Origin of the sequence: Paenibacillus sp. SSG-1 (assembly GCF_002224835.1) — a bacterium.
Taxonomy (GTDB): domain Bacteria; phylum Bacillota; class Bacilli; order Paenibacillales; family Paenibacillaceae; genus Paenibacillus_AQ; species Paenibacillus_AQ favisporus.
The window spans coordinates 2,543,378-2,566,430 of sequence record NZ_MBRK01000001.1 but is presented as its reverse complement, the minus strand read 5'-3'; the positions used below and the strand labels follow the sequence as shown (position 1 = coordinate 2,566,430).

Annotated in this window: 15 protein-coding genes; 4 read left to right on the top strand and 11 right to left on the bottom strand. The window is 54.0% G+C overall.

What is annotated here, in order from left to right; genetic code table 11:
* Positions 1–147: 147 nt before the first annotated feature.
* The gene (gene rlmD / locus BCV73_RS11895) at positions 148–1,557 is read left to right on the top strand and encodes a 23S rRNA (uracil(1939)-C(5))-methyltransferase RlmD (protein WP_089550212.1); all 1,410 of its coding nucleotides are present in this window, start codon (positions 148–150) and stop codon (positions 1,555–1,557) included.
* Positions 1,558–1,592: 35 nt separating this feature from the next.
* The gene (locus BCV73_RS11890) at positions 1,593–2,300 is read left to right on the top strand and encodes a DNA alkylation repair protein (protein ID WP_089547253.1); all 708 of its coding nucleotides are present in this window, start codon (positions 1,593–1,595) and stop codon (positions 2,298–2,300) included.
* A gap of 86 nt (positions 2,301–2,386) precedes the next feature.
* Here the strand turns inward: BCV73_RS11890 and BCV73_RS11885 are convergent, their stop codons facing one another.
* The gene (locus BCV73_RS11885; RefSeq protein ID WP_089547252.1) at positions 2,387–4,093 is read right to left on the bottom strand and encodes an ABC transporter substrate-binding protein; all 1,707 of its coding nucleotides are present in this window, start codon (positions 4,091–4,093) and stop codon (positions 2,387–2,389) included.
* A 270-nt stretch (positions 4,094–4,363) separates the two neighbouring features.
* Here BCV73_RS11885 and BCV73_RS11880 point away from each other — a divergent pair, with 270 nt between their 5' ends.
* Positions 4,364–5,233, top strand: a complete 870-nt coding sequence (locus BCV73_RS11880; protein ID WP_089547251.1) for an AraC family transcriptional regulator — start codon at positions 4,364–4,366, stop codon at positions 5,231–5,233.
* 17 nt (positions 5,234–5,250) lie between these two features.
* On the opposite strand, the gene BCV73_RS11875 is transcribed toward BCV73_RS11880, so the two are convergent.
* The 6 genes from BCV73_RS11875 to BCV73_RS11850 all read right to left on the bottom strand — a co-directional run bounded on the left by BCV73_RS11875 (position 5,251) and on the right by BCV73_RS11850 (position 10,897).
* The gene (locus BCV73_RS11875) at positions 5,251–6,762 is read right to left on the bottom strand and encodes a glycoside hydrolase family 43 protein (protein WP_089547250.1); all 1,512 of its coding nucleotides are present in this window, start codon (positions 6,760–6,762) and stop codon (positions 5,251–5,253) included.
* 269 nt (positions 6,763–7,031) lie between these two features.
* Positions 7,032–8,030: a cation diffusion facilitator family transporter gene (locus BCV73_RS11870; protein WP_076165695.1), complete on the bottom strand. Its 999-nt coding sequence runs from the start codon at positions 8,028–8,030 to the stop codon at positions 7,032–7,034.
* A gap of 165 nt (positions 8,031–8,195) precedes the next feature.
* Positions 8,196–8,858: a hypothetical protein gene (locus BCV73_RS11865; RefSeq protein ID WP_089547249.1), complete on the bottom strand. Its 663-nt coding sequence runs from the start codon at positions 8,856–8,858 to the stop codon at positions 8,196–8,198.
* Positions 8,859–8,958: 100 nt separating this feature from the next.
* Positions 8,959–10,101 carry an NAD(P)/FAD-dependent oxidoreductase gene (locus tag BCV73_RS11860; protein ID WP_089547248.1) on the bottom strand — a complete coding sequence of 381 codons (1,143 nt, stop codon included), beginning with the start codon at positions 10,099–10,101 and terminating at the stop codon, positions 8,959–8,961.
* A 75-nt stretch (positions 10,102–10,176) separates the two neighbouring features.
* A complete protein-coding gene (locus BCV73_RS11855; RefSeq protein ID WP_089547247.1) occupies positions 10,177–10,398 on the bottom strand; it encodes a hypothetical protein in 222 nt (73 codons plus the stop codon).
* Between the two features lie 19 nt (positions 10,399–10,417).
* Positions 10,418–10,897 (bottom strand): NUDIX hydrolase, encoded by a 480-nt coding sequence (locus BCV73_RS11850; protein WP_089547246.1) that lies wholly within the window; start codon positions 10,895–10,897, stop codon positions 10,418–10,420.
* Positions 10,898–11,288: 391 nt separating this feature from the next.
* Between BCV73_RS11850 and BCV73_RS11840 the strand changes: the two genes are divergently transcribed.
* On the top strand, positions 11,289–12,593 hold the full coding sequence (locus tag BCV73_RS11840) for a catalase (protein ID WP_089550211.1): 1,305 nt from the start codon (positions 11,289–11,291) through the stop codon (positions 12,591–12,593).
* A 240-nt stretch (positions 12,594–12,833) separates the two neighbouring features.
* On the opposite strand, the gene BCV73_RS11835 is transcribed toward BCV73_RS11840, so the two are convergent.
* From BCV73_RS11835 to BCV73_RS11820, 4 genes are all read right to left on the bottom strand, one after another.
* Entirely contained in the window at positions 12,834–13,970 is a 1,137-nt protein-coding gene (locus BCV73_RS11835; RefSeq protein WP_089547244.1) for a glycoside hydrolase family 88 protein, read from the bottom strand.
* Positions 13,971–14,079: 109 nt separating this feature from the next.
* A complete protein-coding gene (locus BCV73_RS11830) occupies positions 14,080–18,282 on the bottom strand; it encodes a glycoside hydrolase family 2 protein (RefSeq protein WP_089547243.1) in 4,203 nt (1,400 codons plus the stop codon).
* Complete coding sequence (locus tag BCV73_RS11825; RefSeq protein ID WP_089547242.1) at positions 18,275–18,955, bottom strand: hypothetical protein; 681 nt, start codon at positions 18,953–18,955, stop codon at positions 18,275–18,277. Before BCV73_RS11825 ends, BCV73_RS11830 begins: the two co-directional genes overlap by 8 nt.
* Before the next feature lie 247 nt (positions 18,956–19,202).
* Positions 19,203–22,979: an Ig-like domain-containing protein gene (locus BCV73_RS11820; protein WP_089547241.1), complete on the bottom strand. Its 3,777-nt coding sequence runs from the start codon at positions 22,977–22,979 to the stop codon at positions 19,203–19,205.
* Positions 22,980–23,053 lie beyond the last annotated feature (74 nt).

The window sequence follows — 23,053 nt, the reverse complement described above, 5'->3', positions numbered from 1 at the left end:
GTATAGTGAAACGAAGAACAAGCGATGGAGTGTAGAACGAACATGAATGAACGAAAACATCCCAATAACAAACGACAGTCCCAAGCAGGGACTCATTTATATCGAAAGGATACAGCTGCTCGCAAAGGCTTCCGCAAAAATGAGCCGATGAAGCAGACGCCTGGCTCTGCCCGCGATCATGCCGATGAGCTTCGGACCGGCGACCGCATCGTCGTGACCATCAAACGTTTGGGCATTAACGGTGAAGGCGTAGGTTATTATCGGCGGAAGGCGGTTTTTATCGACGGAGCGCTGTCCGGTGAAGTCGTCAAGGCCGAGGTAACCGAAGTGCAGCCTAAGTTTATCAAAGCGCAGCTTACAGAGGTGGAGAGACGATCTCCCCACCGGATCGAACCTCCCTGCCCGGTTTTCGGCGTATGCGGCGGCTGCCAGATTCAGCATATCTCGTATGAAGGACAGCTGCAGGCCAAAACGGACATTGTCCGCGAAGCGTTCAACCGGTATGCAGGTATCGACCAGCTCAAGCTTAAGCCGATCCTGGGCATGGACCACCCTTGGGGATACCGCAACAAAGCCCAGCTGCAAGTGGAACGCCGGAACGGCGAAATCATAGCGGGGCTGTACGAAGCCGACAGCCACAGCATCGTGGATATCAGCGGCTGTCCAATCCAGCATCCAAAGGTGAATGAGGCCGTGGAGAAAGTGAAATCCGTGCTGGAAGAACTGCGCATCCCGCTGGCCAAAGAAAACGGCAGTAAAGATGGCGTGCGTACGATCGTGGTGCGTCACGGCTTTCAATCCGACCAGCTGCAGGTGACGTTGGTTTGCGCAAACAGCGGCCTGCCGCGTCAGGACGATCTCATCCGTCTGCTCAGATTGTCTATCGACGGATTGGCAGGAATCGCCCTGAACGTCAATCCGAAGCGGACCTCGCTGATCTTCGGCGACCGGACCATTACCATATGGGGGGCCGATTCCATGCAGGAATCCTTGAGCGATTTGGAATTCTCCTTATCGCCGCGAGCGTTCTTTCAGCTCAATCCGCAGCAGACCGTGAAGCTGTACGAATCGGTCCGGGCAGCCGCCGGTCTGACCGGCCGCGAGACGGTCATTGATGCTTATTGCGGCACCGGCACGATCGGACTCTGGCTGGCCCCGCACGCCAAGGAAGTCCGTGGTATCGAGACGATCGCAGAAGCTGTAGAGGATGCCAACCGGAATGCCGAGCGCAACGGCCGTCATAACGCCAGCTTCCATGTAGGCGAAGCGGAGGATTTGCTCCCGCGATGGGTCAAAGCGGGACTTCGCCCGGACGTCATCGTCGCCGACCCGCCGCGAACCGGACTGGACCGCCGCTTCCTGGAAACCGTTCTGAAAACGAAGCCCAACCGTTTCGTGTATGTATCCTGTAACCCTTCCACGTTGGCCAAGGACAGCAAGGTGCTCATCGACGGCGGTTATGAGCTCCAGTGGGCCCAGCCCGTGGACATGTTTCCTCAGACGAGCCATGTGGAGTGCTGTTCGCTGTTCGTTTGGAACGGCAAAAGCGGAAAATAAATACGGCAACAATTTGAAGAAGGCGGTGTCAAAGCATGGATTTTGAACAGGTCATGCAGGAGCTCGAAGCTCTCGGCAAGGAACGGCTCAAGAAGCAGTATATGTCCAATGGAGCACACGAACCGCTTTTTGGCGTAGCGACAGGTGCCATGAAACCCATGGCCAAGAAGATCAAAATCGATCAATCGTTGGCTGAGCAGCTGTACGCAACAGGAAATTATGACGCCATGTACTTTGCCGGCATCATTGCCGATCCGAAAGCGATGACCGAAGCGGATTTTGAGCGTTGGATTCAGGGGGCCTATTTTTATATGCTGTCCGATTACGTGGTGGCGGTAACCTTGGCAGAAACCGATATTGCGCAACAAGTCGCCGATCAATGGATCGCAAGCGGTGAGGAGCTGAAAATGTCGGCGGGCTGGAGCTGTTATTGCTGGCTTCTAGGCAGCCGGCCGGACACTCAATTTGACGAAAGCAAACTCGCCGATATGCTGGAATTGGTGACAAAGACAATCCACGAATCTCCGGAACGCACAAAATCGGCGATGAACAATTTTATATACACGGTTGCCGTATCCTATTTGCCGCTCCATGATAAAGCGGTCGAGACTGCAAAAGCAGTCGGTCCGGTAGAAATGAAACGCGATCATAAAAAAATCAGCATCCTAAATGCTTCGGAAAACATTCAAAAAGCGGTGGACAAGCAGCAGCTTGGTTTTAAACGCAAATATGTCAGATGTTAATTGCAGATATGTAATCTATTAAAAGAAAAGAAGATGCACCGAGGAAGCATGAAGCTCCTTCGTGCATCTTCTTTGGCGTGCGCCGTTTATTTACCGCTCCACAGCTCCACTCTCGCTTTGACCAGCTCTGTGTATTGCTTTTCCATCTCCACGGCGCCCGCGTCGTCGAGCTCCTTCAGCATACCGTCAAAGATCGCGTCGAACTGCTCAGGTTTTGCCAACACGGCTTCCGGAATCCGTTTGCGGATAATATCCTGCGTTTTCTGGTAAATCACGTTATAATTACCGTCTTGCGGAGCTGCAATATTCCAGGCAGCACCCCACGGCTTGACCGGAAATTCCTTGCTCGATGGGAACAGGTCTTTCCAGGTGGTTGCTCCGTATGCCTCAAGCGTTTCCTTTTCCGGCTTGGTGTATGAGGCGATAATTTGTTCCGGAAAATTCGTCGTGTAATAGTTTCCTGTGGCGTCCTTGACACCGTCTCCGTAGTGAGCCGACATGTTTCCGTACAAGCCGATCCCGGTGGTTTTCGTAAAGTTGGCGTTATCATTCACTTTCTTATCCAGCACTTCTTGGGGAATGACCCGTTTGCCATCCACCACATTATAGTGCTTGCCTTCAATCCCCCAGTTGATCAGGACCTGGCCTTCATCGGATGCAAGGAAGTCGAGGAACTTGATCGCCCGTACAGGATCTTTGCACGCGGTCGTAATGCCAACGCCCCAGCCGGACATAAATCCGGTATCCTGGAAGTTATGATCCTTGTACTCTTCCGACATGGTCACCGGAAAATGGGCGTAGGTGCGCTCCGCCTTCCCGCTGGACTTCAGGGCATTCTCCGCTTCCGCATATCCCCATTTGGCGTCAATCAGGCCGAGGACGCGGCCGCTGGCGATTTTGGACTTATACTGATCGCTTTTTTGGACAAACGTTTCTTTATCCAGCAGACCCACATTGTACATATGGTTCAGCCAGCGGAAGTATTCTTTTTCCTCCGGCCGCTTATAGTGCAGCTTGGCTTCAAAGGTGTCCGGATTAATGTAGTATTCACCGTCGTCCTTAAGTCCGGTAGTATACACTGCGGGGTTCGTAACCGTGATCATGATTCTCCAGTCATCGGCGTCCAAAGTTAACGGAATGGTCGGCTTGCCGTCAATCGTGGGATGCTTATCCTTGTACTGCTGGAGAACGTTTTCAAAATCCTTGACGGTTCTGACTTTCGGGTAACCCAGCTCCTTCAGCACCGCATTTTGGATTTCAAAGCCGCTGCCGGCGTCAAAGTCCTGCTGATCAACAGCCGCGTTACTTGGTATGACATAGATAGATTTATCGTCGTTGCTGTATGGCAGGCGGTTCATATACTTGCCGTATACCTTTTTCAGATTCGGTGCATACTTGTCGATCAAATCGGTCAAGTCGATCATAGCCCCGGCTTCCACCAATTTATCGACATCGCCTTTGCCGTAAATCAGATCCGGGTAATCACCGCTCGCCGCCATAAGCGATATTTTATCCGCTCCCGCGCCGGATACGGCGAATTCCGCATCCAGGGTCACCCCTGTCCTTTTGGTGATCTCTTGGCCAACCTCATCCTGCATTTTGTTCCAGTTCGGGCTCGCGTCCGCCCCAAAAAACGAAAATGTGATCGGGCTCGTATCGTCCGCTTTGGAGTCCTGCGTGCTGCCGGCCGAATCGGCTGGCTTGCCATCCCCTGAACTGCTGCACCCTGCCGAAATGAACAGCATGCCGGCAAGAAGAAGCAGCCCGAATTTTTTCCCAACTGTACCTGTCATGGTCACGTTCCCCCTTATTTCTGTTAAGAATGCGCTTGCATTTTTGGGTTTAGCATAGCTGATTGATTTTAGCTCTCCCGGTTATCCTTCCGTTTGTGCGTGCAGTAAAAACGTTTTCGGAAATATCCTCGAAAAACATCCCTCCTCTACCGGTTTCCGGTTTGGTTAATAGCCATTGTAATTCGTAATCTACAAGCAAACCTTGATTTTTAAGTCGCAATTATAGGATGATATAGACATCAAACCATACTTTATCGGGTGGGATCCTCCATGAGCATCAACGTGTATTTAAACTGGTTTACGACCGATGAGCAGTTTCCGTTTTTCATCCAGTATGGAGGTCATGACGAAGACATGCAGCTGCATAAGCACATCGACTTTTGCGAGCTGGTGATCGTACTGAACGGACATGCTACGCATATCGTCAACAACGAGGCTTCTTTTATCAAAAAAGGCAACGCGTTTGTTATTAATGGCGCCACGCAGCATGCCTACAAGGATCCGTACGATTTTAAAATTTGCAACATCATGTTCAAGCCCGATATGCTGAAATATGCCGGCCCGGATTTAAGGGCATCTCAAGGATTTCAGGCGCTTTTTATTTTGGAACCGCTTTATCGCCATCTGCATCCTTATGAAAGTAAACTTAATATTCCGCTGTCCAATCTCGAACATGTGGCTTCGGTCATTTCCGATATGATTGACGAATACCACCATCGGCACCAAGGGTATCAAACGATGCTGGCGTCACGGTTTATGGAGCTTGCCGTATACTTGTCCAGGCTGTATGAGCACCAGGATCAGGGCGTCGAAAGCAATCTGATGCATTTGGCAAATGCAGTATCCTATATTGAAGACCACTATCTCGAACCGGTGACCCTGGAAGAAATCGCGGATAAGTCCCGGATTTCCGTAAGGCACCTGAACCGGATCTTTCGGGCATATTATCAGACGTCGCCGATGGCGTATCTTCAACGGCTTCGCCTGGAACGGGCATGCATCCTGCTCAAGCAGACGAACCTTTCGATCACCGAAATCTCATACGAATGCGGCTATAACGACAGCAATTATTTGACACGCCAGTTTAGGAAAACTTACGGCATGACGCCCAAAGCATTCCGGAAAAGCGTGCAGCCGTAAGGGCTGGAGCACCAGCGTCAGCCAACCGGATCGTACTCGAACCAATCGAACGACGCGGGAGCAGGCTCCTCATAGGCAGATACCGCGTACATCGCCACGAATACCCCGGTGAATCCCCCGGCCACTTCCGTGGAAAGCAGGTGGGTCTCCCCCCAGCCGATTTCCGTCAGTTCTGCTCCCGGCTGCCCGTAATAAAACACGAATTTGTCAGGCTGTACCTCGATCTTCAGTTCCAGCGGCCCTGCTGGACAAGCATGTTCTTCCTCCACGCATAAAGATCCGACGGTGCGCCGAAGCCGTATCTTCTTGACTCCATTTCTTGACGTAACGGCAAGATCATAGTGATACTTCTCATTCATATAAACCGTTAACCCGGCTTCTTCCCCGTCGCCGACTGGTTCATATTCCATGGCTGCCGAAATATTGCAGGTAAAATGGCACAGACGGCGGCCAACAAACGCCGGAGAGCCAGTGTCGGACAGCGTCGTCCGATTTCCGCGAAGTTCCAGGTGCCCAGGCCGCCGCTCCAAAGACCAGCTACCAGGAGCGGGATTACGCAAGAAGGTCCACTCCAGCTGAAGCTGCGAGGCGTCAAAGTCATCCCTTGCCGGCTTCTCGTCCCAGCGGACGGCAGGCAAATTCGGCGAGTCCGTAACGGGTTCGATGTGTCCGCCTGCTCCGATGACCGGCCAACCGTCCGTCGTCCAGGTTACCGGCGCAAGCATCACTTCCCGGCCCAGGTGGTGGCGCATCGGATAGGACGGTGGCCGGATTCCCAAACAAACCGCCCACCAGCTTCCATCATGAGCTTGTACCAGATCGGCATGACCTGTCGCATGGATGGTGCTCTTTATGCTCCGGTTCGACAGAATCGGATTATGCGGGCAAGAATCATAAGGTCCGTAAGGATCGTTGCTTCTGGCGATCGTCACCATATGTCCGAACTCCGTTCCGCCTTCGGCGATCATCAAGTAATAATCATCCCCGATTTTGTAGAGATGCGGCGCCTCGGGATGCGCCCCTCCGGTTCCCTGCCAGATCAACCGGCTTTCGGTGAGCATCTCACCGGTTTCCTTATCGATCTCACATTGATAAATCCCGTCTCCCTCGTCTCCCATTCGGGTTGATTGGAAATACACACGGCCGTCCTCATCGAAAAACAAGGATGGATCGATCCCGCCCTGCGCAACGGGTATCGGATCGGACCAGGGGCCGGCTGCCTCTACACTGGTCACATAAAAATTCCCGATCCCGCTAACATTGGTCGTTGTCATATAAAACATACCGTCATGGTAGCGAAGGGTTGGCGCGTAAATGCCGCCTGAACTGCCTGCACCCGCTAGCCGCAGCTGCTGCTCGTTCGTCAGGCAATGCCCGATTTGCCGCCAATGCACCAAATCTTTGCTGTGAAAAATAGGCACCCCCGGAAAATACTCGAATGTGCTGGTGACCAGATAATAATCTTCACCGACCCGGCAGATGCTGGGATCCGGATGAAACCCGGGAATGACGGGGTTGGTATACTGCATCGATGCTCAGCTCCTAATCGTGATGATTCCACATGTGACTCTATGAGAGCGGTTACGCCAATTTGTTCTGGGTTCAACCGGCTCTGTCCATATTCTAAACGGTTGCCTGCAGTCAAACCTTGATGATCAAGTCAGGAAAATAGCATGATCTAGACATTCAAGCCACAAGATATGGCGCATTTGACACCCAGCCCTCCATCCGGATTCGTGCAGCCCAACACAAAAAAGCCCGCATGCTGCGGACTTTTCAAATATCTTCATTCAAGCGATTACGAAAACTCATTCAAATGCTCCGGCGTCCAATTTTTCACACCGTTGTCTTCGATGATGCCCAATACGACATCCGATATATCCGGATCCGAGCTGAGCTGGTCCTGAACGCGGAACTTAATATCATCGGCATCGGCAAGCGACAGGCCGCTCCGAAGTTCGATCATCGTATCCACATGATAGTACCGGCCTTCCTGGATAATCCGCAGACCGTTGATATCGGTGACGTCCTGATCGGACAAAATGATGGAAGACACCTTCTCCGCCACGTCGCGCGGCGCAGCCACACCGATTAGTCCAACCATATTATCATAGCCTACACGAAAAGCCACGGCCACCATCAGCACACCGATGATGACGGTCACGATGCCGTCCAGTGCTTTAAAGGCTGTAAATGTCGTGACGACAACAGCGACAAGAGCCAGAAACGCACCGGTGACCGCTACCAAATCCTCATAAAAGACCAGCCGCGTCGGAGGTGCTGAGCGTGATACATGCTTGAAAGACATAGGGATGAGTGAGATCCCGGAGGCCTCAATCCTTGCTTCTCGGGCAATTTCCTTCATCACCTTAAATAAAATCGCGCCATCGATCACCAGGTTCAGAATAAGCGCACCCACGTTAATCCAAAAAGCTCCGCCCGCTTTGGCCGGATGATGAATCAAATGCCATCCTTCCCGAATCGTTTCATAAGCCATAATCGTCACCACAATGACGGCGACCATGCAGAAAATGTTGATTACCCGGCCGAATCCGGTCGGAAATTTACGGTTGGGCTTTCTTTCCGCAAGCACGCTTCCGGCAAACACAAACCCCTGGTTTACACAGTCCGCAAGCGAGTGCATCGCTGATGCAAACATCGCCCCGCTGCCGCTCAAAGCGGCCCCCACCCCTTTGGCTGCAGCGATGACCGCATTGCCGAGCATCGCGATCGCTGATGATTTGTTTCCCTTTTTGATGAGTGCCAGCCAATGCTCCCGTTCCTGCTGCTGCGCCATCTTTTGCCTCCTGCTTAAGAATCCGACATGTTTGAATATGTTCTTACGATGGGAAAAATAGCCGGATTTTATGCAGTTTTATGGAAAATAGAAGATGTTTATTGGTTGCCGGGCAAACGATAAACCAAGAAAAAGCCCGCTATAAAGCGAGCTTTCGAATAATCCCTAATTCGAGCCGATCATGAGCCCGGTATCTCCGGGATCTTTCAGCCATATGGACGAGATCGCCCATTGGTCATCAGCAGGTCCAGTCCCCTTCTCAATCGTGAGCATTGCTTTGCCCGTGCCTTCCACGCCTGCGGATGTCACCAGCGGGTAATCGAAGGAGATTTGCACTTTGCCGTCCGATAACGTCTTGGTAGTCATGTTGGTGACCGTGCCCATATGAGGACTGGAGCCCCCGGTAACCCAGAAATTGTCCTCAAACTGCTGTTTGGTTTTGGCCTGCAGCGCGGGAGTCATCACCGCGTACTGCATCGGTCCGCTGCGCTTCTGAACACCGCGGATCCAGGTCTTGGCGGCATCCTCCGGCGTATCGGCCTGCAGTGCGTTCATGAAGCCGTTCACCTGCTGAGCCAGCTTGCTCGCCTCGGGCAATGACACATGAATGCCGTCGCTTTTGTACTCCACTTCGCCTTTCAGCTGCTCCACGATGGCCCGCAGCGAGACCATGGCGGTTCCGTTTTCGATTTTCAATTTCATAAAAGTGTTGGCGAATTCTGCCCCATTGATAAAAATCCTCGGCCCGGCCGACACTGCCAGCGCAGAGCCCGACAGAATGACAAATGCTGAACTCGCCGCAATGAACACCTTCAACCGTTTCTTCATGGATCATTCTCCTTTATATACGCCATTGAAGACGTATTTATATGTATAGATGTCATTTCTATTGTAGAAGAATGGTGATCCATGAAGGGTTACGTTCGGGTTACGATTCGGTTAACGAACCCTCATCAATGGCTTTGCGGATATCGTAATCGTGTATGTCGATATCAAGCTCCACGCCTTGGGCCAACTTAGCTAACTGATAGCCGATATAAGGCCCCATCGTCAAGCCGGATGCACCGAGCCCGTTCGCCGCGAGCAGGCCGCTCCAGCCCGGAACGGCCCCAAGCACCGGCAAAAAGTCGGAGGTAAACGGACGGAATCCGACTCTGACCTCCTGAAAGGTGCCGTCCGCCAAACCGGGCGCCAAGGCTAATCCTTTATTCAGAATTTCCTGCATACCACCCGCTGTTGTTCTTGTATCGTAGCCTTCCACGTCATTTTCATGCGTTGCCCCGATCACAATCTTCTGCTTCTCGAAAGCAAGCAAGTATTGATCCGAAGGCGGCATGACAACTGGCCATGTGCCTGTATCCTCATGATTTTCGAGCTGGAGGTGCATGATTTGCGCCTTTTGGTAACGGACGTTAAAGCGGACACCGAGCGGCTGCAGAAGCTGCCCTGCCCACGCCCCTGCACAGACAATCGTGCGGTCCGCTGCATATTCGTCGGGTCCGACCGATACGCCGCTCACCCGGTTCCCATCCGCCAGAAGCTTCGCATCCCCGTGAATCACAACTGCTCCGTGCCTCTGGGAAGATCGAATCAAAGCGTCGCGCAGGGCACGGCCGTCGACCCGGGCGGCGCCGCTGATCCGTACCGATTGATAGCCTCTCTCCAGCAGCGGAAAGCATTGATGGGTTTCTTCTTCCGAAAGCCGGGTAATACCGCCGATTTCCGGTGCATCCGCCTTACGCTGCAATGCCCGCTCCTCCATCTTCCGGATTTTCTCCGGGTCCTGGTGAACGCTGAGGGCACCGACCTTCGCATAGCCCGTCTCGGTTTCGCCTTCTCCTTCCAGTTCCTTGATTAACCCGGGATAAAAAGCCGCTCCTGCCTTGGCGAGCCTATACCAGGCCTGATTGCGGCGCTGCGACAGCCATGGACAAATGATGCCCGCAGCGGCATCCGTCGCCTGTCCTGGATCCTTGCGGTCGATGAGAATGACATCCGCTCCCATTTTTGCCAGCTGATAGGCCGTCGATGCTCCCAGGATGCCAGATCCGATGATGATATATTTCTTCATAATTACATTCCTTTCTTGATGCCTGTTTCCCCATTATAGCGGACACTTCTCTTACAGAGGAATTGGAGCTGATCTTTAGGTTTTCCTGAATGTACGGTTACAAATATTTTTTAAAGCCTTTGCTGACTGAGCCGTCATATCCTTCGCGTTCAAAAAATTGATGGGCCCGGACTCGTTTGGAATGGCTGAGCACCATGATTTTGTGACAATGCAGCGATCTGCAATATTCTTCGGCACCAGCATTCTGTACAAGTTACTCAGTTGTTCCCTATCTTTGGATTCCGCTTCACGGATCATAATATATTCTCCTTCCGATCTATCTGACGGCTCTATTTTTAATATGTTTGACCCCTGTCGTATGATCTAAATGTCTGATTTCCGAAGCAACAAATTCAGGAATGACAGTATACTGATCAAGTTCATCGATATTGATCCACCGGTTGACAAATCCTTCTTCCATGCCTTGAAATTCTTCAACATGATGATATATGGAATGATCTCTTGGCAAATTCACAAGAAAAAACATCCCCAGCTCGTGAACCTTACGATCCGGAAAGTCTATAAAATTCTCGATTACCCAAAAAAGCTTTCGGTCATAGATTGGCGCCCCATATTCTTCCATCATTTCACGTTCTATCGTTTCTTCTGCGGTTTCACCGAATTCCACTCTGCCGCCGGGTATAAACCACAATTGATTATGTTCTGCTCTTTGCATCAATACCTTATCTCTATGAAGGATAATGCAAGCAGCCCTAAACTGAAATGTATTTGTACCGGTCTCATAAGATATCATCATGTTATTTCATTCCCCACCCTTGATAATAATTTATAAAGTTTCTTTTGAGAGGCTTATTTATGACATTCCAGCTAACCTATAAGCGACTATATTTCGATACACCGCACCGTGAAACCTGCAATGACATATGGATGTCCGCTGCATTCATTGCAGCCTTTTACCACCAGCAGCCGCAAGGTCATATTTTCATTGGTAGTCCGCATAAACCATATAGGAGAGAAGTCATGAATATGGAGGTTAAGGAATGAACGATTCCCATCACAACGGTGCTGCCCCTCAGGCTGGCAATACAACGAACCGTGAACCCAATTCAGCGGTTCCAAATGAGGGGAACGACAGGCCGCAAAGCGTAAACCAGTCCTTACCATGGGCAGAGGATCTGCCGGCCGCGATGCACTCGCAGACGGTTGGCGAACGCGGGCCTGTCCTGGAACAGGATAACATTTTGCATGAAACGCTGGAAACCTTTGTACATAGCAAAATCATTGAGCGTCCCGTCCACGTAAAAGGCTTTGGCGCATTCGGTTATTTTGAGACAGTGCATTCCATGACCGACTATACGATGCTCAGCTTTTTGCAGACGCCCGGTCAGCAGGTTCCCGTCACGGTTCGCTTTTCCCTCGCGGTCAGCAATAAAGGCACACCGGATACTTCGCGCAATGTGCGCGGGTTTTCCACCAAGTTTTACACGGAACAGGGGGTATTTGATTTGTTATGCAATCATATCCCCGTCTTTTTGGTTCGAGATGCCGTCCGGTTCCCGGAATCGATCAAGGCCTTTCTTCCCTCGCCGAAAAACAACCTGATCGATCCCGAACGCTTCTGGAGCTTTGTAGCCAGGGCGCCGGAATCCACCCATTTCCTCGTTTGGCTCTACTCGGACGTGGGCACGGTGAAGAGTCTCCGTCATATCAAGGGTCACAGCGTGAGCACTTACGTGTGGAAAAATGCAAAGGGCATACGTTTTTATGTAAAATACCACTGGATGCCATTAGCCGGCGAGCAGTATATCGATCGGCAGGAAGCAGCCCGGCTGGCGGGTGAGAACCCGGATATTGCCGGTCAGGATCTGTACGATACCATTGCCGCAGGCAAGACCGTGGAGTACGGGCTGTATGTGCAGCTGATGAATCCCGATGATGCGGCGCATCTTCCGTTCGACCCGTTGGATGATACCAAGGTGTGGGACCAGCAGCAGTACCCTCTTCGTCCGGTCGGCCGCCTCGTATTGAACCGCAATACGGACAATTATATGGGACAGGTCGAAAAGATTGCCTTTTCCCCGTCCAATCTGCTGGAGGGCGCCGAATTGTCGGATGATAAAATGCTGCAGGGCCGTGCCAACATTTACTGGGATTCCCAGCGCAGGCGGTTAGGCCCTAGCTTTCGCAGCATACCGATCAATCACCAGGAGAATTGGTCTCCGGCTTCCCTGGTGACCAGCGGAAATGGCAGATACGTGGAGGGCAAGATCGAACGGACCGACATCTCCAAACCGGATAATTTCACCCAGGCCGGGGAGTTTTACCGCGCCATTTCACCAGTACAGCAGGAGCACTTGGTGGATAACCTAGCAGCTGATTTAAAAGGTATATCCCATGAAACGCAGCGGATCGTTTTAAGTTACTTGTACGAAGCATCTCCGGAGCTGGGTGAAAGGGTTGCGCTGCACATCGGTATGAAAGGAAAAGGCTGAGACTGAACAAGGAATCATTTCGAGGATCATTTCAGGTATGCCATACGTCTGAGCTTGGTAGACGGGAGGAGGGATACGTTCTTTAACGTGTCCCTTCTTTTTGTGCTCAGCATTCTATCTCAGCGAACTTTTGTCGTTCAGCGGAAACAGGAAACAGCATGAACAATGGCAAAAGGCGGCATAATGGCCGCCACCTTAGATCATACTCCATTAACGTTTACATTGACTTCGACCCAGCGTTTAGAGCGACCTTTCGTACCAATACCCGGGCGAGCGGCCATCCAGACGCATCAGTGCTTCAAGGAAAAAATAATCGCCCCAAATGACGAAATCATCCGGCGAAATTCCCCCTCTGACAAAGTAGGAGCCATGCCGCAGGAACCCCTCTTCCTCCGTGCTGCCGGCCGTAAAGTAACTGTTTGCCATGGAAATGACGGATTGCTCCGCGAATTCCTGAAAAGATGCTCGCTCGGGATCCGATTCGTCCAGATGCTGCGCCAGCTCCAGCATTCCGCATGCCGCAATGGCCGAAGCTGAGCTGTCCCTCGGTTCACCCGGCTGCTGCGGGGCGTCAAAATCCCAATAAGCCACAAGATCCTCCGGTACGTGATCCATGAAATACCGGGCCAGCTGCTTGGCTGTATCCAAAAAATACGGCTCCCTCAAATAACGATAGGCAAGTGCAAAACCGTAAATGCCCCAAGCCTGCCCGCGGGACCAAGTGGAACCGTCCCTGAAGCCCTGATGCGTACCCCCGCGGATCGAATCACCCGTTTGCGGATCAAAGTAGAACGTATGGTAGGATGATCCGTCCCCCCGTACGAGAAATCTCCGGCTCTTGTCCGCATGAATGCGGGCGATCGCGGCATAGTGAGGGTCCCCGGTCTGCTCTGACGCCCAATATAGAAGCGGAAGATTCAGCAGGCAGTCGATGATGATGCGACCGCCGTTTTCCGGGTCCCCTTCCGGACCCCACGCCTGAATGATTTGCGTGGAGGGCCTCCATCGTTTTAAGAGCAGGTCGGCTGCCTGTAAGGCGGTTTGCCGGGCATCTTCATTCTGCTCGACAATCCAGCCTGCCATGGCGGACAGAGAATACAGGAAGCCGATATCGTGGTGCTGCAAGTGGCTCTCCTGCTGCAGCCTCTCCTGAAAAGAACGGACGCTTTGGACAGCTGCATCGTGGATATCCGGATCTTTACTGTATTCGTAACTCAACCATAAAATGCCGGCCCAGAAACCTTCCGTCCAATCGGTATGATTCACCAGCTGATATTTGCCATCTCCGTGGCTGACATGCGGAAAATGACCATGAAAGCGGGCGATGTTGGATTTCGTAGTTAACAGCGTTTGCTCGATCGTTGCGCTCCAGTTCATAACAACCTCCTGAAAAATGATGAAGTAGGGTCTCTGTGTTGGAACTATGGGATGAAGCCCCCTATAAAGTTGCAGTTAAACCTAATCGGCAGCACGCCTGTGTACCTGCCTATTTCGGCTCGACTTCGTCCAGCGTCAGGCGGAACGCCAGATCCTTCATGTACGTACCGTCCCGATTCAGGAAGGTCATGCCGAAAAGAACGTCTCCCGCTGTCCCGCGAACGATGGCGATGAGCCGGTTCAGCCCGCCCTTCAGGATGATTTCCTGCTCAGGCTTCGAGACCTTTTCCCCGTTTATATAAATCTCGAACCACGCCTCGGTGTTGATCCGCAGCTTCCCCTGCCGCACCTCGTTATCCTTCCCGGGCACCAGGATGAAACAGCTGAGGAACCATGGCGTGTCTCCAGCGTCCGCTATGCGAAACATGCCGTCATCCGGGCGCCGTTCCTTCTTCTGCATCCATCCGTACAAGCCTTCGCCCAAATTGTTCAACGAAAATTCGGGGTCCGTGTGATAAGCTTTCATCGCTTCGTAATCGACATGCGGCGGACAAGGCAGGGCCATCACGGCTTCCACGGCCCACTGTGCATCTCCCTTCTCGCTCGTAAGCAAGCCGTCATCGAAGGCAGCACCAAGATTGGCGAGCAGGCGCGAATACAGGCGCAGCGCCTTGTCGCTGCCAGGATCGGGCAGCAGCTGAGAGCATACCACGCTTCCCCCGCCAATCTGGGCTTCGATCACGAATTCCCCTGCGGGCACGATCTTAGCGCGATTCAGTTCCACCAGCGCCAAACGGCTGTACTCCGCCGTGTAGCCGTTCACGAAGTAGTCCTTCCAGGCGGTGCCTTCGACGCTGCGGCACAGCACCTCCGTGCCGGGTGCTTCGATCTTGTGGCTGGCCAGCACCCGGTTGACCACGTCGCGCGGCGACAAGAATACCTTGTCGTAGCTGAACAGGTCAACCGGGCTGATGCCGCGCATGGCGGCGCCGTCATCCGCCGCCAAGTGATACGCCTCGTGCGGCGCCACCCGCACGGGGCGGTCCAGCAGGCGCGCCAGCGCCGCCTGCTGCGGACCCTTCGCCGGCAGGACGAGCACGCGTCCTCCGGCTTCGGCGTGGCGCCGGACGGCCTCGGCCGCGCCCGGCGCCTCAAGCAGGCAGGCTTCGGCCACCAGCAGGCCGAAGCCCTGCCCGGGCGGCATGGCGGCATGCCGGCCATGCACGCCTGCGTCCGGCGCCGGGGCGATGCCCTGCGCCGGCATCCCTGGCGCGGCGGCTGCGCCCGCCAGCGCGAGAAGCGGCGCTGCTTCGCCAAGCGCCGTGTAGTTCAGCCGCAGCTTGTCGAGGAAAGCTGCGGCCGCTCCGCCGGCGCGCACCAGCGCGGCCGTGCGGGCGGTTTCGCCTGCGCCCGCGTCATCGGCGCGCCCGGCGTAGGCGAGCAGGTTCCGCAGCAGCAGGCAGGCCTGCGGAACGTGCGTGACGTTCGCCATCAGATCGAGCTGGCTCGCGATAAACATACCTGTGCCGCTGCGGTATTCCAGCAGCGGTGACCACAAGTCTCCACCGTCTCCAAAATCGCCTGCACCGCATTCGAGCAGCAGCGTAAAGTCGCCGATGACCGGCTTTTCAAAGGCCGCCTGGATGATTGGCAGCGGTCCTTCTTCCCGCAGCTCCTCATGCCAGAACATTAAATCCTCGTCGCCGATTCCCTTCAGAACCGGATGGCTGTAGCTGCCAGCATGGGCACGGATGAAAGGCCTCCGTGACAGCGTCAGCTTGCCGAGCGACAGCTGGTTTTGCTCCAGCAGAATGAGACGGCCGCCGCGTTCCACGAATGCCTTCAGCTGCGCTTCCAGCCCGCCGTCCGCATCCTCGGCATAGGTGCCGATGATGAGTAAGCTGTCCGCCGGCAGTCCGGCCAAGCTTTCCCGCTCTATTGCTGCGCATTCTGGAATCATCCTGCAGATCATGTCATATTCGCCGGCCGGTCCACAAAAGAAAGCTTCCCGGCCGACTTCCACCGCTTCGCTGCGCAGCCTGCCGGAAACCAATCTGTATTCGATACGCAGTTCATGCACAAGCTGCCCGTCATGCATCAGCTGCGCGGTCAGCTCAGCCCGTTCTTCTGCATCCACAGATTCCGGGGTCCATTGCACCGAGATGATTTGGTGCTCAGCCGGAGCTTGGCGGAAGTCAAAGCTTTGCTCGTGAACCAGCCTCCCTCCCTGCCTGATCTTGCATTCCACCCGGACGTCCTGCGCGGCAAGCGTATCGTTGTACACGTCGAAGCTGCGGTGAACCGGCGCATCATCGTAAAAACAGCGGTTGTATTCTGCCGCGATGATGGTGGCCGGCTTGAATGCTCTGGCCATGATGGCAAAGGCCGGATTTGGAGAATAAGCCGGATACTCTTCAGGCAGCAGACCGTTGTTCAAGGTCAGTGAATAAGCGGGGATCCGCTTTGGCTTGACGCCGGGCTGGCAAAGTTCGCCGGGACCTGTTGCCGGTAAAATCACGTCGCGGTCAGGCATAGCCCGCATGAAATAATGCGCAAAGTTAAAGGTCGAAATGCCGGATACGCCTTGGCGCCGGGCGTATTCGACAAACAGCCGCTCCTTCTCGGCAAGTCCGGCCGTGCTCTCATCTGTCCCGCAGTAGGCTCGCAGTCCGACATACATACTGCTGTTCTGCGGGCAGATGTACCACCACCCGCCATGCTCGCCGAACGTCAGTGGAACGTCACGGTCCCACTGGCCGATCGTGCCGTCGATATTGTAATGGCGGCTCTCCACCTCCGTATCTTCTTTCGACAGAAGACGGTTGTCTCCTTCAGCAAGAATCGGCCGCGTCGGATCCAGCTCGCGGATGGTGGCCATCAGGCCGGGAATATGTGTTTTGAAACCGTCGCGCCCGTCGACCCAGCGCATCTCATTCTGTACGCTCCACAAAATGACGGACGGGTGGTTTTTGTCCCGCTGCACAAGGCGGCGGACATGGTTCCGGCAGTTATCCAGGTAAGCCGGATGGTCGGCCTGCATCGATTTTCCCGAGCCGTATATCGCGGTTTCATCCACGATGAGCATGCCTTCTTCATCGGCGATGCGCACGTAGTCCTCAGGGTACGGCTCGGCATGCAGCCGGATGCTGTTTACGCCGACAGAGCGGCACATCCGGTACCAGTTCCGGATGTAGGCTTCCGTCTGCTGCACCCCGCCTTGAAAATGCCAGGAATCTCCGCGCAGATTGATCGGAATGCCGTTCAGGACAAACTGCGGTCCTTCGCACCAAAACTCCCGAAACCCGAACGTAATATGACAGCGGTCGATGACCCGCTCATCCACCAGCAGTTCAAGCTCCGCCCGATAGAGGAATGGGGAATCCGGACTCCACTGATGGGCGTCCGTCCAATCCAGTATGAAGGAGGCGCGGTATGCCGTCCCGTCCCGCTCGTTTTCGCACAGCCTAGGCAGCTGGACAACGGCATCGTCATCAGGAACGGCCGCTGCACTCGCTGCAAGAACCGGGTTTGGAGCCGGATGAGTCGAGGATGCTTGAGCGTGCTCCAAAGGCTGCGGATCCCCGCTCAGCACACCAAGCTCCCGTACGAAAAGCCTGATTTGCACCGCATTCTGCTCCATCTCTCGCGAATTGTGAACTATCTTGGTGGAAGCTCCTCCGGCAATCGCATGCACTTCCAGTTTCCCATCCCTGACAGACGTGCGGATGGTGACGTCTTCCAGAGATAATTCCGGATAGCTCTCCAAGTAAACATCCTGCCAAATGCCGCGGCATACGGTGCCGAACCAGGAACCGGTAAGGCCGGTCACTTTTTGCGATCCGGACGGAAGGGTCACGCGGTCAAAGCTCCCGCAAACGACGTGCAGGTGGTGTTCATGATCCGCCTGCACCCGGGACGTAATATCCAGCCTGAGCGGCAGGTAGCCGTCTTCCCATACGGCGATTTCCTCCTGGTCCAAATAGATAACAGCCTTCTGCATGATGCCGTCCAGCCGCAGCACAATCCGCTGGCCGGCCATGTGGTCCGGAAGCCGGAAGCTCCGGTGCAGCACGCCCGCCTCGGCGGTGTCCCATTCCTTCGGATAATCGTACAGGTCCATCGGAACATATCCGTATTCGGGAATGTTCCCGAACGACCGGCCGGTGCCCTGCTTGTAGGTCCTTCTCCAGCTGGATGGGACCTGAACTTTGTGCTGATCGTATACGATGTTCTCCGGCAGCTGACGGGATTGGGGCTGATCGTACAATGGCATGAAATCCCAATCTCCGTTCAGACATAGCGAGTTACGCATGTTGTGCACCCCTTCTTTCGGCCGGGCAGCGCACTTCTAGCACAAGCATCAGCTTGCGCCAAATGTCCTGCCCGTCCGAAACCCCCTCCCACTTGATAAAATGAGGCTCCATCACCTCGGCCCAGTTTTCAGGCTTCAGCGACGTTTTCAATCGGCCCTCATAGAGCACGGGCGTGATCGTCTCCGGCAGCTCTGAATAGAAAAACAACACGTTCTCGTGCATGCCGATCATGCCGTACTTATCGCCGTCCCCCGGCTTTTCCTCCTGGTATTGGTAGTGATAATATACATAGCTTGCCGTTTGCTCCGGCTTTAGCAGAGCAATTCTTCCGTATGGTGTGCGTTCCTTATGGACTCGGGCCCACTGCGAATTCGACACAGGGTGCTGGTAATGAAAAATATCCGTCATCGGTACCCAACATCTTCCCGGCGCGCCTCCCGGCCATTCAGCCAGCCGCTCTCCGGTTTCAGCCAGCAAGCTTTCCGGGAGAACCGGCGTGTCCAGACATTCATAATATAGAAACAGCTGTTCTTGATCGGCAAATAGGCTTAGATTGGCGACCTGAAGCCGCTCCATCGCATCGGCAAGCGAATGCTCTCTTTCCTGGGCCCGAAAAAAAGAGCGCGGACTGCCTTCTCCGTTCCAGACGGCTCGAAATAAACATCGAATCATGTTGTCCCTCCTTGAGGTGGTTTTTGGTTTTACCGTGCTAAAAATCTTTAGGTATCCGAGAATCGCGCTTATCCATGAATTTCGCGCTGCGCACAGTTAGCACGATTTTGCCATGGTAGGTATACCGTATTGTCCTTGAATAGAATTGAATTGAACCTCTTGAGTGCTGCACCGGACCTGGAATTGTAAAAGCGCCCCCTCCATGCAGGGAGAGAGCGCCGAAGAAACCCTTAAACACCAGTAAGCTTTAAGGCACTACCGAGAAACGAATGTCGTCGAATAGCATGTAATCGAATCCGCTCACATAGAAACCGACTTTGCCGGAAGCTTTATGTCCCGGATCAGTGCCGGACAGCCTCAGTTCCCCGTTCACATAGAGCTGGATGTCGCCGTCTTTGACGACCGCCTTGACGTCATATTCCGTATCCGGCTGCAGGTCTTGCGTAGGCAGCGCCTCTTCCTTGATCTTCTGCCAGGCGGTGTCGTACAGTATCCATGCCGATGTGCCGTCGGCCCTTGTTTTGTAGCCGATTCGCGTCGATGCAGTGGCGTCCTGGCGGTCAAAAATGTACAGCACTCCGTCATTTGGCATAACCGCAGGCGTCTTCAGCTTGAATTCAAGCTGGTAGGACGAGAAGGTTCGGTCGAGCAGGCCGGTGGCGCCGTTTAAGATTTTATAGCGGCGGTTCCCGTCCGGATCGGCTGCAATGCTGCGATTGGGATCGACAGGCCAGCCGTTTCCTCCGGTTTCAAAATCGGTCTCATGCATGACGTTCGAGACGGTGACCGCGATATCCGCCTTGATCAGCGGGTTTACCTTGGATACGGCCGTGATGACCGTTTCGCCCTCGTACACGGCGCTGACGACGCCTGTGTCGTTCACTTCTGCCACCGCAGGATTCGCGGATTGCCAGGTCACATCCGTATCCGGTGTATCCGCGGGATCAAATGTCAGTTGGAGCTGCTTGCTCTCTCCGGCAGCCAGCCGAACCTGATTTTCCGCCGGGATAATTCCGGCCAGATCTGTAGTCAGCGCCTTGAACTGGATGTCATCGAACATCATGTCGCTGACATTGTTAACGTAGAACCCGACTTGACCCTCCGCGTTATGGCCCGGATCGGTGCCTTTCAGCCGTAACCCACCGTTCACGTACACGCTGATGTCGCCGCCCTTGACGAGCATTTTGACGGCATATTCCGTGTCCGGCTTCAAATCATGATCAGGCATCTTGACTTCCTTCAGCACGGACCACGCCGAGTTGTACAGCAGCCATGACGATGTTCCGTCCGCCCGGGTTTTATATCCGATACGGCTAGAACCGCTGCCCGCCTGGCGGTCGAAAATATACAGCGTTGCGTTTTCGCCGATGGTCGCCGGCGTCTTCAGCTTGAAGGTCAGCTCATAATCGGAGAACTTTTTGCTGCTCAGCGCGGACGCGCCGTTAAGTAACTTGTACCAGCGGTTTTCATCCACTTTAACGATGCTCCGGTTAGCATCCACCGGCCATCCATTTGCACCGGATTCGAAATCGGTGTAGTCCATAATGCCGTTGCCGGCTTCAACGGTTACATGTACTGAAGCTGTCAACTGCGGATTTTCCACAGATGCTACAGTGATCTCGGTTTGGCCGACAGACTGCCCGGTAATAACGCCGGCGTTATCGACCGTGGCGATTCCCGGATCGGCGGATGTGAAAGACAGAGCCGGATGATCTGCGTTCCACGGCAGGACCGCGGTTTGCAGTTTGACCGTTTTCCAGCGGTCAACCGTCACATCGTCGTTGTACACGGCAACCCCCTGGACAGGATGGCTGTCCTGACCTGTGCTGGTGCCGGCTCTGCCATTAATGCCGATTTCTCCAAACGGGATGTTGGGAAAGCCGGGTATGGCGCTGAATACAGCCGCATCCTGCCGCAGGGATAAATCTCCGTTCGCCAGATCCACAAAGCCCGGATCCTGTGTCGTAACGAAGTTATTGGCATACTGAACCAGCCCGAATTTGTCATACGCTCCGTTGGCATTGGTCGTCGTGCTGCGTGGAATGGTCGGGTTGTAGATGACATTGCCCTGGAACGTGTTCGTATCGGGATAATAACGGTTTTCTGTAAAGAAGTTGGCCAGCTCAGGATACTTGGTCAAATAAGGCGTGCCTACAAAATCGTTGTTGGCGGCGAACAGCGCCTGCCATTTTGGCATGTAGTTTTTCGGGATTTGATTGTCCGGCTGATCCCCAAGGTAGATGTCCGCGTAATCATACGGAACTTTACTGTCTACGAAAATATTGTTCCGGGACAAAATATGTGCGCCGCCGTTGTTTTTGATCGCCGAGTTGCCCATTTTGTAGAAAATGTTTTCGTCGATCTGAAGCCCCATGGTGAAGTTGTCGGGATAGACGCCCTCCACGCCGGCCTTGCTTTCTCCAATATTGTGAAAATAATTTCTGCGGATGACGGTACCCCGCTGCTGCGGTGTTTCGCCCGCGTTCATGTAAATTGCCCCGAGATCCGAGAAGGTTTTGCACACATCGTATATGTTGTTGTACTCTACGACATGGTCGTTGCCGAAGATCAGCACGCCGGGATGAGGCGCGTCATGCAGCTCGTTATGTGCCATGCGGTTGCCGACCCCGGAGAGAAGAACGCCCGGATTGTAAGCTTTATGGTAATAAGCAAAATCATGAATGTGCGAATTTTCAACGACATTGTTTCCCGGCTGCAGGGTCGTTTTGTCGCCACCCGTCAGCGTGACCGCGGTCCCGCCGATATGGTGGATATGCGTGCTGACGATGGCATGATCCGTTCCCGGCACGCCCTGAAAATCATTGTAGTAGAACCGGCTTTGCGTATTGACTAGCACGCCGCTGTTCGTGAAGTTGCGGATTTCGCTGTTCAGAATACGCACGTGGCTGCCGCCCATAATCACCGCTGCCGAGTCGCGTCCATCTTCCATGACCAGCTCGGAAAAGTCGATGTACGAAGCGTTCAGCGCATTGATCATCGGCGTTTTCAGCATCGTAACTTCTATCGTCGGATTCGCCGCTGTAAATTCGGCGTTCGGCAAAAAGTACAGCTTTCCCGCCTGGCGGTCGATGTAATACTCGCCCGGCATATCGATTTCTTCCAGCAGGTTTTGCGCAAAATGAAAATCCGGATACCAGTTTTTGAGCAGGCCGCTCATCTCTCCGTAGCGGAGGGTGATGGTTTTGGCGGCTGTGTCAATGGAGGCGATTTTGTTGTAGGACCATTCCCAGCTGTAGCCGAATATTCCGTCCAGCCAAATATCGTCCGCCTGGGTCCAGTACTGGGGCCGGTCATACGAATAGGAAAAGGTTCCTCCGCGCGTATGTACCTCCCCGTTCGGATCTTTCCGCGTCGGACCCGGATCGATGATTTCATCCATCTGTACCGTCCCTTGGTTCGGCCATCTCGCTAAAGTCATTCCCTGCCCGTTGACGTACAGCTCCATCGGCGGAACTTTGCTCAGATCGTTGGCAAGATAGTAGCCGTGGCGGCTTTGCTCGCCGTAATCGGTAATCCCCTGGCCTGCCAAGTCGGCCACCAGCACTTTTGGTCTTGCCTCGGGACTGATGATCCGGTTAAGAATCGCTTGATCGGTGACTGGTGTGAAGGCGGATTTTTCAATGCGTTTCGATCCGGACAAAGTCACCTTTTCGCCCGGATAAGCCGTATACCTAATCGGCTTCCCGGCTTCGCCGGAGTCCTGCTCGTTCAAATCAAAGCTGCCTGATCGTTCGTACCGCCCCTCACGCAGATACACCGTCACGCCGCCGGCGGGCAGGCCATCTTTCGCTTTCAGCTTCCGGATGGCATCCCTTGCCTTCTCCAGCGTTTTAAACGGGTGGTTCTCGGATCCATTATTCGTGTCGCTGCCAGTTGTGGCTACATACAGCGATTTTCCCGTTGGTTTGGCGACGGCTTCATCCGCTGCAGCTGGCGGCGGAGACGGGGTAAACGTGATCAGCACGATGGCTGCGAGAAACGCGAGCAACCGTTTTTTTGCCATGGATTCTCTTTCCTTTCAGCATGGATTAGGGCCGGCCACGGTCCCGTTGTATGCTTCCAATGAAGCCGCCCATG